The sequence below is a fragment of the Mucilaginibacter gynuensis genome (genome assembly GCF_039541195.1).
Taxonomy (GTDB): Bacteria; Bacteroidota; Bacteroidia; order Sphingobacteriales; family Sphingobacteriaceae; genus Mucilaginibacter; species Mucilaginibacter gynuensis.
Map to the genome: position 1 here is coordinate 22,046 of NZ_BAABFT010000016.1, position 13,534 is coordinate 35,579.

Below are 13,534 nucleotides of genomic sequence, written 5' to 3' on the forward strand. Positions count from 1 at the left end.
TTAACTTTTGAATTTAAAAAATGCACGAGATAGAGCCATATTACCGCTGGCGGGATGATTATATAGCATCAGAGGATGAGCTATCACCTTTTTATGCTACGCAGTACAACGAGTTTGAGTTTGATAAGCAGATCTATAATTACCTGCTTCACCCGCAATGGGATACCTTTGGCTCAAATACCCTGTACCTGAAGGTGCTGTTTGTTGATTACGATAAGGGCTTTTCCATTATTGAACTGATTGGCGAGTGGAACGATGCCATCAATAACGATATTATGCTGATGAAGCGCGAACTGCTGGAGCTGATGATTGACGCTGGCGTAACCAAGTTTGTGCTGATCGGCGAAAACGTGCTGAACTACCACTCGTCCGACGATTGTTATTACGAGGAATGGTTTCAGGATGTGGAAGATGGCTGGATTGCCGGTGTTAATTTTCGCGACCATGTGATAGCCGAGTTTAAGCAAAACAATATCGACTATTACATCAACTTCGGCGGCGAACTCGATAACCTGAGCTGGCGCGGATTAAAGCCGGTACAGGTATTTAAAAAGGTAGAAGAACAGCTGATGAAAAGGCTTAATTGATTAAACCATCGGGCCCGAAATTCGTCTAACTGTTATAACAACAAATTAGCCGCGGTAATTATTTTAAGCAGGGTAATTTTTAGTAAATTCGTACAATTTAAACCATATAATAAAAATGGAGATTAATAAAAGTAATTACACTTATGATAGTGTATTTGTAAATGAAGATGCAGCTGCATCGCGCAAATTTATTGCGAACGTGTTTTTATGGATGTTTGTGGCATTAGGTATATCGGCAATATGCGCGTGGGTGTTTGCGCACGACAAAACGCTGATCAGTTCATTGGTTGATTTTAATACAGGCCGCAGAACAGGCTTGGGTACAATCGTTATGTTTTCGCCGCTGGCTTTTGTTTTAACGATGAGTTTTGCATTCAATCGCCTGTCATTTGCCATGCTGGCCGTGTTCTTTTTAGGTTTCGCGGTAATGATGGGCATTAGCCTTAGTTTCATATTTTTAGCTTATACAAGCGGAATGATCTATGGTACTTTTATTACCGCATCGGTAGTATTCGGTATAATGGCTATAGCGGGTTATACTACCAGCCAGGATCTTACCAAATTCGGTTCAATTTTAGGTATGTTCCTGATAGGTATTGTTGTAGCCTCAATTGTTAACTGGTTTATCGGCAGTTCCGGCTTAAGCATGATCATCAGCTATGTAGGTGTTGCTGTATTCGTTGGCTTAACCGCTTATGACGTACAAAAACTAAAACGTATTGGTGCCGGTTTAGAGTACGGCGATCAGTCAACTCAAAAAATAGCGATCATGGGTGCATTAACCCTGTACCTTGATTTTATCAACCTGTTCTTGATGTTACTGCGTGTATTCAGCGGCAACAGAAAGTAATAGTATTGATTATACAATATTTGAAAAGCTGCATGTAAATGCGGCTTTTTTTGTGGACTCACCCGATCTACGCTTCGCTGGATCACCCTCTCTGCTGCGCAAAGAGGGCTTTGTTTTGAATGTTACGGAACATGTAATACTTATACCTTCTTTTTCGCTTGCGAAAGAGAGGGGCGCCCAGCGAAGCGTAGGCGGGGTGAGTTAAAACCCTTCCTGCAACAATATTGCATTTCGCTTATATACATAAGCCAAAAGCCTATTGCACATTAAAACTTTATTATGCACCTTTGTGCTGCTTATGGAGAAAGACGGAGGGATTAGACCCTGCGATGTCTTAGCAACCTGTACTTACAAGGTGCTACATTCTACTTAACAAGTCAACTGGACCGGTTAGGAAAGATAAGCGAAAGTCAAATACACACGCCCGACTTTTCGAGATAAGCTGTTATAGTATCAAGTAATTAGTATCAGGTATCAAGTAGTTTTTACTGTTGATCACACTGTGCTAATCACGCGGGCTCATAAAGTCTTGCTACTTGATACTCGCTACTTGATACCAAAATGGATATTAGAAAAGAACTACAGAAACGCATTTTAGTGATTGATGGGGCTATGGGTACCATGATACAACGGTACCAGCTCACCGAGGAGGATTTTCGTGGTGAGCGTTTCCGCGATCATATATCCGATTTAAAAGGCAATAACGATTTGCTGAATATCACCCGCCCGGATGTAATTAAGGCTATTCATGCCGAATACCTGGATGCCGGGGCAGATATCATCGAAACCAATACCTTCAGTACCCAACGCATTTCATTGGCCGATTACCACATGGAAGAGCTCGACTATGAGCTGAGCTATGAGGGTGCCCGCATTGCCCGTGAGGTGGTTGACGAATATAATATAAAAACACCCGAAAAACCGCGCTTTGTTGCCGGTGCCGTTGGCCCAACCAACCGTACGGCTTCTATATCGCCGGATGTGAACGACCCGGGTTACCGCGCGGTATCATTTGATGACCTGGCCGATGCTTATTACGCGCAGGTACGCGGACTGGTAGACGGTGGATCGGATTTGCTACTGGTGGAAACCATATTTGATACCCTGAATGCCAAGGCGGCATTATTTGCCATACAACGCTACGCCGAAGAAAGCGGCAAGCATTTGCCTATCATGATATCGGGTACTATTACCGATGCTTCCGGCCGCACCCTTTCGGGGCAAACGGTGGAGGCATTCTGGAACTCTATCCGCCACGCCAACCTGCTGTCGGTAGGGTTAAACTGTGCTTTGGGCGCCAGGGAAATGAGGCCTTATTTGGAAGAGCTGTCTGAAAAAGCAGAGGTATACATATCGGCCTACCCTAACGCTGGCTTGCCAAACGAGTTTGGGGCCTATGATGAAACCCCGCACGAAACCGCGCACCAGGTTGACGATTTTATAAAAGCCGGCATAGTAAATATTGTGGGGGGGTGTTGTGGCACTACGCCCGAGCATATCAAGTGTATTGCCGATAAAGCAGCAAAATTCCCTCCGCGCAAAATCCCCGAAATAAAACCCTTTTTACGCCTAAGCGGACTGGAAGCAGTTACGCTTACGCCCGAAACCAACTTTGTTAACGTTGGCGAGCGTACCAACATCACCGGTTCACCAAAATTCTCCAAACTGATACTTGCCGAAGATTACGAGGCCGCGCTAACAGTTGCCCGTCAGCAGGTAGAAGGCGGCGCGCAGGTGATCGATATTAACATGGATGAGGGGATGATTGATTCGGAAGCCGTGATGGTGAAATTCCTAAACCTCGTAGCATCCGAACCGGATATTTCCAAACTGCCTATCATGGTAGATTCATCCAAGTGGACGGTATTGGAAGCCGGGTTGAAATGCCTGCAAGGCAAGGGCATCGTTAACTCCATATCCCTTAAAGAGGGCGAAGAAAAATTTATAGAGTACGCCCGTAAGATACAAAGTTATGGCGCTGCTGCCGTAGTAATGGCATTTGACGAAACCGGTCAGGCCGATTCGCTGGAACGCCGTAAAGAGATCTGCCAGCGCTCATATAATATACTGGTTAACGAAGTTGGTTTCCCTCCGCAGGATATTATCTTCGACCCAAACATACTTACCGTAGCCACCGGCCTCGAAGAACATAATAACTACGCGGTAGATTTTATTGAAGCTACCCGCTGGATAAAGCAAAACCTGCCTTACGCTAAAGTAAGCGGTGGGGTGAGTAACATTTCGTTCTCGTTCCGCGGTAATAACGTGGTAAGAGAGGCTATGCACTCGGCGTTCCTGTACCATGCCATTAATGCCGGTTTGGATATGGGCATTGTAAACGCGGGGATGCTTGAAGTATACGAAGAAATTCCGAAAGATCTTTTGATACTGGTAGAAGATGTATTGCTTAACCGCCGCCAGGATGCTACCGAGCGACTGGTAGAATATGCCGACACCATTAAGAGTAAAGGTAAGGAGATTGTTCGTGATGAAGAATGGCGTAAAGACCCGGTGGAAAAACGCTTGTCGCACGCGCTGGTAAAAGGCATCATTGAGTACCTTGATGCCGATGTGGAAGAAGCTCGTCAGAAATACGATAAACCGCTTGAGGTAATTGAAGGTCCGCTGATGGATGGTATGAATATCGTAGGCGACCTGTTCGGTTCGGGCAAAATGTTTTTGCCGCAGGTGGTAAAATCGGCCCGTGTAATGAAAAAAGCCGTGGCTTACCTGCTGCCCTTCATTGAAGAAGAAAAACGTAACAATGCCAATGCCGATCAGCGCAAAAATGCCGGTAAGGTATTAATGGCCACCGTAAAAGGTGACGTGCACGATATTGGCAAGAATATAGTAGGCGTGGTACTGGCCTGTAACAACTTCGAGGTGATTGACCTTGGGGTGATGGTGCCTGCGCAACGCATTATTGAAGAAGCCAAAAAGCAGGATGTGGACATCATCGGCCTGAGTGGTTTAATTACCCCATCGCTGGATGAAATGGTACATTTTGCCAAAGAAATGGAACGCGAAGGCTTTACCATTCCGTTGATATTGGGTGGGGCTACTACCTCACGCATCCATGCCGCGGTAAAGGTGGCGCCTAACTATTCAGGGGCAGCCATTCACGTGCTTGATGCATCGCGCAGCGTAACGGTTTGCAGTAACCTGATGAACCGCGATGGTCGTGATACGTATATACAAGGCATTAAGGATGAATACGCCAAAGCACGGGAGGCGCACGCCAACAAAAAATCGGACAAGCGTTTTGTGAGTATTGAGGATGCCCGTAAAGCGAAATTTCAGATCAACCTTAACGGCTCGATACCGAACAAACCTACCTTCACGGGTACTAAGGTATTTGAATCGTTCCCGCTGGAAGAATTAGTACCGTATATCGACTGGACCCCCTTCTTCCATACCTGGGAGTTACGCGGCAGCTACCCGAAGATATTTAACGATAAATATGTAGGCACCGAAGCGCAAAAACTATTTGACGACGCGCAGGTGCTGTTGAAAAAGATAGTTAAAGAAAAATTGCTGCATGCTAATGGCGTAATCGGTTTTTGGCCGGCCAACAGCGTGGGCGATGATATCGAGATCTACTCGGATGAAACCCGCAAGCATGTGATCACCAAAATACATACCCTTCGCCAGCAAGGCGAAAAGGTAAAGGATGATCCGTATTATGCGCTGTCGGATTTTATTGCGCCCAAAGAAAGCGGCGTTACCGACTATTGGGGCGGCTTTGCCGTTACTACCGGAATTGGTTGCGACGAGCTGGTGGCCGAATTTGAAAAAGATCACGACGATTATAACAGCATTATGGCCAAAGCCCTGGCCGATCGCCTGGCCGAGGCCTTTGCCGAAAAAATGCACGAACTGGTACGTAAAGATTACTGGGGTTACTCGAAAGATGAGCAACTGGATACCGACGGATTGATCAAAGAAGAATACCAGGGCATCCGCCCGGCACCAGGTTATCCTGCTTGTCCGGATCATACCGAGAAAACGACACTATTTGAACTGCTGAAAGCTGAAGACAATGCCCACATGCACCTTACCGAAAGCCTGGCCATGACACCGGCGGCATCGGTAAGCGGTTTTTACTTCGCCCACCCGCAGGCCCGCTATTTCGGCCTCGGCAAAATAAGTAAAGACCAGGTACAAGACTACGCCAAACGCAAAGCCCTACCACTGGAAGAAGTAGAAAAATGGCTGGGACCGAATTTGAACTATTAATCAGGTTGGGTTCGAGGTTTCAGGTTCGTGGTTTGAGTGTTGGGTTTTGAGATTTGGGTGATTCGGTTTTAATTTGCGCATTGGTAAAGAATATATGATTTATACAGATTTAGAGGCATGGAAGGAAGCCCGGATTTTGGTTAAGTTGGTTTATCTCAACTTAGTTAACTTCCCGAAGGATGAATTGTTCGGGTTGCAATCTCAAATTCGCCGTTCTGTAGTATCAATACCATCAAATATTGCTGAAGGGTCGGGCCGTAACCACCGGAAGGATACACTGCAATTCTTTTATATTGCGAGAGGTTCAATATATGAATTAGAAACACAGCTTTATCTTTCCTTCGACCTTGGTTTTTTACAGGAAGAGGTATTAAATAAGTTATTAAACCAAATTGGAATTGTCAGAAAATTATTAGCTGGCCTGATCAATTATTTCAAATCTAAATTAGAAGCATAACCAGTATTGTTTTTTACAGGCCACACGAACCCCAAACCACGCCACTGATACACAAATGAAGATCACCGAACACATAAAGAACGCTAACGGCAAAACACTTTTTTCTTTTGAACTGATTCCGCCATTGAAGGGGCAGAGCATACAGGGTATTTATAACGCTATTGATCCGTTGATGGAGTTTAAGCCGCCGTTTATTGATGTTACCTCGCTGCGCGAAGATTTTATTTATAAGCAGCATAACAGCGGTTTGCTGGAGAAACTGGCTTACCGCAAACGTCCGGGAACTATTGCCATTTGCGCGGCTATCATGAATAAGTACAAGGTAGATACCGTTCCGCATTTGCTGTGCGGTGGCTTTACTAAGGATGAAACCGAGAACGCGCTGATAGACCTGGAGTTTTTAGGTATCGAGAACGTACTGGTGCTTCGCGGTGATGCCCGCAGTGGTGATTCTGCCTTTGTGCCTAATCCTAACGGTCATTGCTATGCTACTGACTTGCTACAACAAGTAGTGAACATGAACAATGGCGTTTACCTGCACGAAAATTACGATAACATTCAAAAAACTAATTTTTGTATAGGAGTGGCCGGTTACCCCGAAAAACACTTTGAGGCACCAAACCTTAAAACCGACTTTAAATACCTCAAACAAAAGGTAGATATGGGCGCACAGTTTATTGTAACCCAAATGTTCTTCGATAATAAAAAGTACATCGAGTTTGTGAACAACTGCCGGGCTAATGGCATCAATGTTCCCATCATTCCGGGTTTGAAGCCGATTACCTCGTCGAAACAGTTGGTGAGCCTGTCAAAAACCTTCCATATCGATATGCCCGAAGATTTGAGCGATGCCATACAAGCCTGTACCAGCGAAAAAGATGTACGCGAAGCAGGTATAGAGTGGATGATCAACCAGTGTAAGGAGCTGGTTGCTTTTGGCGTACCTGTATTGCACTTTTATACCATGAGCAACGCCGGGCCAACAAAGCGTATTGCCGAAGCTATATTTTAATATATTTGCGGCAACATAAATTCTTATCACATGCGTATTTTTTATTGCGCGGTATTATTGCTTTTACCGCTTTTTGCCTTGTCGCAGGCAAATTATCATGATGGCTACGTTGTAAAAGCCAATGGTGATACTGTAAAGGGTTATATTAATGCAAGGGAGTGGGCGCACAGTCCGGAAGTTATTGAGTTTAAAAACTCAAAGAGCGACAAAGATGCCCTGCGTTTTTCGGCAGCAGATATATCCCTTTTCCACATTACACCTTATGATACTTACGTAAGCTATACCGGCCGTATCAGTAATAATCGTAACGGGTTCCCTAATATGGATAAAAGGCTGGATACTACTAAAACCCAGGCTACCATATTTATGAAACGCGTTGCTTCAGGGCCTAATGTTACATTATATGCACAGTCAGACAATGTTAAAACCCGCTATTTTTACCAGGAGAAAAGCGATGTAGTAACAGAATTGGCTTATTACTATTATTATAACAATAGCAGTGTGACCACAGTTGTCACCAAATTATACGTCGGACAGTTGCTTTTACTTCATAAAAAGTACAATAATGACAATAATAAGAATCGTTCTACGATAGAAAATTCCAATTTTGTTGAAAGCGATTTAGTAAAAAGTATTAATATCATTAACAACAGTAGCAGTACTACGAGCAACACTCAGAAAGGTACTGAAGTAGTAAGGCCATCAAATAATCGTTTTTTTGTTGGCCTTGGGCTAACCTATACTAAAACACGTTTCAAAGGCCAAAATCCGTTTGATGGCGGCGATGGCGGTAAAACATATACGCCCAAGATAAGCATAGGTTATGACGCCTTTGCCAATTCGCAGGTACAACGAGTTGTTTTCAGGGGCGAATTATCCTTCAACTATATTAGCTCAAAAATAACATCAACCCAAAGTGCTACATCAGGGGCTGTATATTCTTTTAACCAGGGCAACTTTGCTTTTACGCCGCAATTAATATTCAACTTATATAATACTGATGATCTTAAACTTTATGTCGAGGGTGGCGCGGCGCTTACTTTTTCTTTTTTTAGTAATGATAAGATCGTATCCGGAAACAGTAATATTACGAACCAGGCAAAGCCATATGATGTCGAAAGTTTTTGGCTTAGCTATCCTTTCCAGATAGGCGCTGTTATTAATAAAAAGTTTGATGTATCGGTAGGTTATACTCCATCGGCAACATATACCCGTTACACCTTTTTTACTTTAAGCAATGAAGTGATCGGCTTAAACCTGAAGTACTTGTTTAACAAAAAATAGCACTCCATTTATATAAAAACAAAACGGGCAACTTATCTAATTAAATTGCCCGTTTTGTTTTTATGGATGTATTTTATTTAACAATATCCAATCGCCATAGTTCGTGTACGCCTTCAAAAAGCATAAGGCCGCTCAAGGCTACTGATGAATGGTATTCGTCGTTTTTAGGTTGTTCGCGCCAGTTTGGTCCGTAATATCTTTCCGGGCTTTTTACAGCGGTAGCAACAAGGCTTTCGGCATTCTTTACCAGGTAGGTACTGTAGGTGGTTTTAGTAGCCGCATCGAGGTCGCCTTTAAGAATCAGTTGTACCATGTAGCGGATAAGGATGCCTTTAAACAAGCCACCATCTCCCGTACCGTTACCTATCAATATCCCTTGCGAGTTAAAGAACGAGTCGGTTAATATCGAGTTGGTAGTTTGCTTGGCATCGTTCAGGTATTTAGCTTCTTTGGTAATAGCGTATAACTCAACGGCAGCGCCAATGTAAGTACCCTGGTTATAAGTGAAACGCCAGCCATTGTCATAATTGCCGTAAGCATCCCATACCAAACCAGTAGCAGCATCTACTAAGTATTGCTTTTCCCATTCATATATCTTTTTAGCCCAAGCCAAATCATCCGGATTTTTATCGAGCTGGTAAAGGCGCGCAGCTATAATAGCGGCAGGCCCGTTTGAACAAGCGTTTTTACCATCGGGTGTGTTGATGTTCCACATAATACCACCGTGATTTTTATCAGTCCAGCCGGTTTTTATGTAGCCCCACAGCTCCACAGCCGCATTTTTGTAAGTAATATCCTTAGTGGCGTCATAGGCGCGAAGGCACGATATGGCCCACCATTCCATATCATCATAAAAATCATTTTTGAATTTGTTGCCGTTCTTATTGTACGATCCCTGCAATACGTTTTTCATCTGCGTAAGATATTTAGGATCGTTAGTGCGGTTATAGGCATCCACCTTTACACCAAGGGCGTGCGCATTCCACCAATAGTTAAAGCCAAAATCAGTTTGGGTAGTCTTGTAGTATTTACCGGTAGGATCATAAAAGTATGTCTCCAATGCTTCCTGTCCCTTTTCGGCATATGTATTCCATTTACTTGGGTCGGCTACGGCAATGGTAACCTCTTTTTTGGCTATATTGCCATCAGCATCGGCAGTAGTAAAAACAACCTTGAACGAGCCGTAAGCCGTGTATTTATGTTCGGCATTCATTTCGGTAGAAGTATTACTGTCACCGAAATCCCACTTAACGGTTTTGTAGTTGGTAGCAATACCTTTAAACGAGTAAGTCTTTCCGAATTTATCGGCAGTAACAGTTTGCGCGGTAAAGTTGGCCGTTGGTTTAGTCTTTTCGGGCGTTACTACCTCCGGGTTATCGGCGGGTTTGGTATCGCTCTTTTTGCACGATTGTGTGAGGGTTGCCGCAGCTACGCACAGCATGAATGTGATAGATGTAAATCTGTTCATGTTAGGTTATAATTTAGTAAAATTGGTTTCAATGGGCTCGGGTGTTCGCAAATGTTTCGGCACTCATCGGCAGCAGAACAACCTGGTTTACAAAACCAAAGCTAAAACAATTTAATAAACATGCAAAAGGATTTATTAGTGAGTTGCAGGTTGTGTGTCGTAAGTTGTGTGAAGTTGTAAGTTGCGGGTTGTAAGTTGTAAGACTTGATTGATAATGGAAGGAACAGGAATATGGAATTTGTATAGCCCCACAACTTACAACACACAACCTGCAACTCAATTTGAAATCGTATCTTTGCGGCAATGGGCCGAAAGCACTACAGATCAGTGGTATGGGCTAAACGAATATGGAAGCAGTAGCGGGATTAAATCAGGGTATTAAGGGATATAACAATTACGGTGCATGGCTGCGCGAGAAGTACGCAGGCCAGCGCGTGTTTAAGGTTATTGTGGATGGTGGTTTTACATGCCCTAACCGTGATGGCTCAAAAGGTTATGGCGGTTGTACCTATTGCAATGTTGATTCGTTTACGCCATCGGTATCACGCAAAGCGCCTTCGTTGCGCGAGCAGGTGATACAGGGCATGGAGCGTGCCATAAAGGGTAATAAGGCCGATAAATTCATTATTTACTTTCAGCCCAATACCAATACTTATGCCCCGGCACATTACCTTAAAATGATGTACGATGAGGCTTTAAGCATCAACACCGAAAACATTGTGGGCCTGTCTATTGGTACCCGTCCCGATTGTATCGATGCTGAAAAGATAGCCCTGCTGGAAAGCTATACCGACCGTTTTGATGTGGACCTGGAGATGGGTATGGAATCCATCTATAACGAAACCCTTAACCAGATCAACCGCGGCTGTACCCACGAAGACCTTATTAATGCCCTTAAACTTACCGAGAACAGCAAGTTGGACATTTGTGTGCATACCATATTCGGTTTCCCATGGGAAACAAAGGAAATGATGCTGCGCTATGCCGACGAGATAAACCGTCACCAGCAAATAAAATTCGTGAAGTTTCACCACCTGCATATTGTTGAAGGCTCAGTAATGGGAGTGAAATACAAACGCGAACCATTCAAGCTGTTCAGCTTAGATGAATATGCCGAATTTTTATGCGAACTGCTGCCGCTTGTACGGCCCGATGTGGTAGTGCAAAGGCTGTTTGGTCTCAGCGACCGCGAACTGCTGATTGCCCCTAACTGGCAATTAAAGAAATCGGAAATACAATACTATATCGATAAAAAGATCGCCGATAGAGGGATCATTCAGGGTTCGGCATTGATGTAGTTATTAACTTACTATGCCGAAATAAGATCGGACGAATGTCCATTTGCCTTTAATTTTTTTATAAAGCCCCACACCGCTAAAAGCACATAAATTGCCACAATAGTGATTAATGTAAATGAGGCAGCGTTGTTTGTTTTTTGAATAATAAGGTTTCGATAATTTGATATATATCAGGTTATATTTAAATTTTTTGAGTTGCCTAATAGAATCTATGTAGCTGCTTTTAACAATCCTTAAACTATCAAATAAATCAACATTCCACTTTACAGGGCGGGATGAAGCGATCTGACCTTTAATATAGTTAATATCATTTTCGTTATTTAACTCATCCATTTTTGCAGCTTCCAAGATCAGATCATCACGATAAACCACACTATCAACCAAAAATGGCTTGCCACGTCTTGCGGGATCTTTAATGTAATCCAGCTGCCCGAAAAACTGTTTTGCTTCTTTGGCATCCATATCTATGGATTTAATACATGATGAAAAACAGGCTACCAGTATTAACAGGATTGCATATTTCATAGATAATGGGTTTAGTTAGATAAAGCTAATAATATTTACCTTGCTATTGTGTTTATACTTATTTCATCCGCGATTATATAAAACAATACTCAGATACCATTTTGCTTCAAACCCGACCTCAAAACTATATTCCGGCACTTACAGGTGTGCGTGCTTTGGCGGCTTACCTCGTATTTATATCGCACTATTCGTATGTATTTAGCACCAATATGCCTCCTATTGCGCAGCGGTTTTTCGGGGAGTTCCACATCGGGGTAACCATTTTCTTTGTGCTGTCGGGCTTTTTGATCACCTTCAGGTATTATAATAATTTTCATTTAACGGCTCACTGGTTTAAGCAATACCTCAAAAACCGGGTAGCCCGTATCTACCCCATGTACGCGCTGCTTACTATAGGGGCGTTTATTTATTATGCTTTTACTAAAGACGAATCCATTACCAAAGGCTATAACCCCGTAGTGATGTTGCTGCTTAATATCAGCTTCGTCCGTGGTTTTTTCTATAATTTTTGGAATACCGGCATTGCGCAGGGATGGTCGTTAACGGTGGAGGAATGTTTTTACTTTTCGGCACCGTTCGCGTTTTTAATAGCGCGGCGTTATAAAAAGTTTTGGTTGCAGCCAATAGTAATCACCCTTACCGGGCTGTTGTTGGTAACCATGTTTAGGCATGTTAACTGGTATGGCTTTTTGGGCAACTTCACTTTTATGATGTTGTTTACCTTTTTAGGCAGGTGCTTTGAGTTTTTTGTGGGCATTCAACTGGCCATATATGTGCTTAAGCATAATTTTACGCGCAGCAATAAGATTAGCTACACCTATTTAGGTTTCGCGCTACTATTTGTTTGCGTGCTGATCATGGCATTGCTGCCTATCCCCAAAGGCTGGGCAGCGGGCTTGCAACATCCCGTGGGTATACTTATCAACAATTATATTTTGCCGGGGTGTATAGCCTGGTTTTTCTACGGCTTACTTACCGAGGGCACACTGCTTAAAAATATACTGGCCAATAAAACGGTTGAACTGTTGGGCAAAAGTTCCTACATATTTTATCTCATTCATTTGGGCTGGATGTATAACCTGCTGAACAATTGGTTTAACCGTGGCAATGATTTCGCTTTTGAATGGTACGACAAATGGGGGATCAACTGGCCTTCACCTTTCGAAAACGACACGGTTAATTTACTTTATGCCTTTGTGCTGCTCAACCTGGTATCGGTTATATTGTTTAAAACTATTGAAGAGCCCCTGAACCATTACATCCGCAAATCAAACTTCCTCGTCAAAAACAAACCGCATAACCCGGAGAACGGATCGGCGCTCATAAAATAGCCGCACCCTTACACGGGCATCGGGCCAAATAATTCTTCAATGGCTTTGGTGCGATAATAAAAGATCTTGTTCACTTCTTTTTTTACCAGTATGCTGTTGGCTAACGTGCCTATGGCGCCGTATGGAATTGCGTAGGTAAGTCGGTCCGTCATGTATATTCCACCGGGGATTTCTTTAAAATGATGCTCGTGGTGCCACATGGCGTAGGGGCCAAAGCGCTGCTCGTCAATAAAATATTCTTTATCGGGGTTAATGTGGGTGATCTCCGTGGTCCAGTTCATTTTTATACCGAACAGCGGGGCTATTTTGTAGCTGATGAGCATGCCCTCATACATTTTGGTATCGACTGTAAAATCAGATGTGATAACAAAGCCCATGCCCTGCGGGGTAATTTTGGCAAGGTTAATTGGCGACGAAAAGAAATCCCAGGCTTGGTTAAGGGAGATAGGTATGGCCTGCTCCCATTTTAGTGTATAAGTTTTCACG

Annotated in this window: 11 protein-coding genes and 1 riboswitch; of the genes, 8 read left to right on the forward strand and 3 right to left on the reverse strand. The window is 43.5% G+C overall.

All coding sequences use genetic code 11. The annotated features are described in order from the left end of the window. Window positions 1-20: 20 nt before the first annotated feature. The 6 genes from ABD894_RS22440 to ABD894_RS22465 all read left to right on the forward strand — a co-directional run bounded on the left by ABD894_RS22440 (window position 21) and on the right by ABD894_RS22465 (window position 8,426). On the forward strand, window positions 21-587 hold the full coding sequence (locus ABD894_RS22440) for a hypothetical protein (RefSeq protein ID WP_345213326.1): 567 nt from the start codon (window positions 21-23) through the stop codon (window positions 585-587). Window positions 588-702: 115 nt separating this feature from the next. Further along, on the forward strand, window positions 703-1,437 hold the full coding sequence (locus tag ABD894_RS22445; RefSeq protein ID WP_345213327.1) for a Bax inhibitor-1/YccA family protein: 735 nt from the start codon (window positions 703-705) through the stop codon (window positions 1,435-1,437). Window positions 1,438-1,730: 293 nt separating this feature from the next. Continuing rightward, window positions 1,731-1,843: riboswitch (SAM riboswitch) on the forward strand. Window positions 1,844-1,998: 155 nt separating this feature from the next. Beyond that, window positions 1,999-5,673: a methionine synthase gene (gene metH, locus ABD894_RS22450; RefSeq protein WP_345213328.1), complete on the forward strand. Its 3,675-nt coding sequence runs from the start codon at window positions 1,999-2,001 to the stop codon at window positions 5,671-5,673. A 73-nt stretch (window positions 5,674-5,746) separates the two neighbouring features. Next, window positions 5,747-6,130 (forward strand): four helix bundle protein, encoded by a 384-nt coding sequence (locus ABD894_RS22455; protein WP_345213329.1) that lies wholly within the window; start codon window positions 5,747-5,749, stop codon window positions 6,128-6,130. Window positions 6,131-6,185: 55 nt separating this feature from the next. Continuing rightward, entirely contained in the window at window positions 6,186-7,142 is a 957-nt protein-coding gene (metF, locus tag ABD894_RS22460) for a methylenetetrahydrofolate reductase [NAD(P)H] (RefSeq protein WP_345213330.1), read from the forward strand. A gap of 30 nt (window positions 7,143-7,172) precedes the next feature. Then, complete coding sequence (locus ABD894_RS22465; protein ID WP_345213331.1) at window positions 7,173-8,426, forward strand: hypothetical protein; 1,254 nt, start codon at window positions 7,173-7,175, stop codon at window positions 8,424-8,426. A gap of 73 nt (window positions 8,427-8,499) precedes the next feature. On the opposite strand, the gene ABD894_RS22470 is transcribed toward ABD894_RS22465, so the two are convergent. Next, window positions 8,500-9,894, reverse strand: coding sequence for a glycoside hydrolase family 76 protein (locus ABD894_RS22470; protein WP_345213332.1), 1,395 nt, complete (start codon window positions 9,892-9,894; stop codon window positions 8,500-8,502). 347 nt (window positions 9,895-10,241) lie between these two features. On the opposite strand from ABD894_RS22470, the gene mnmL reads away from it, so the two are divergent. Then, window positions 10,242-11,192: a tRNA modification radical SAM protein MnmL/YtqA gene (gene mnmL / locus ABD894_RS22475; RefSeq protein WP_345213333.1), complete on the forward strand. Its 951-nt coding sequence runs from the start codon at window positions 10,242-10,244 to the stop codon at window positions 11,190-11,192. A 3-nt stretch (window positions 11,193-11,195) separates the two neighbouring features. Here the strand turns inward: mnmL and ABD894_RS22480 are convergent, their stop codons facing one another. Beyond that, complete coding sequence (locus ABD894_RS22480; RefSeq protein ID WP_345213334.1) at window positions 11,196-11,717, reverse strand: hypothetical protein; 522 nt, start codon at window positions 11,715-11,717, stop codon at window positions 11,196-11,198. Between the two features lie 101 nt (window positions 11,718-11,818). Between ABD894_RS22480 and ABD894_RS22485 the strand changes: the two genes are divergently transcribed. Beyond that, a complete protein-coding gene (locus tag ABD894_RS22485; RefSeq protein WP_345213335.1) occupies window positions 11,819-13,048 on the forward strand; it encodes an acyltransferase family protein in 1,230 nt (409 codons plus the stop codon). A gap of 8 nt (window positions 13,049-13,056) precedes the next feature. On the opposite strand, the gene ABD894_RS22490 is transcribed toward ABD894_RS22485, so the two are convergent. After that, window positions 13,057-13,533, reverse strand: coding sequence for an SRPBCC family protein (locus ABD894_RS22490; protein ID WP_345213336.1), 477 nt, complete (start codon window positions 13,531-13,533; stop codon window positions 13,057-13,059). Between the last annotated feature and the right edge of the window lies 1 nt (window position 13,534).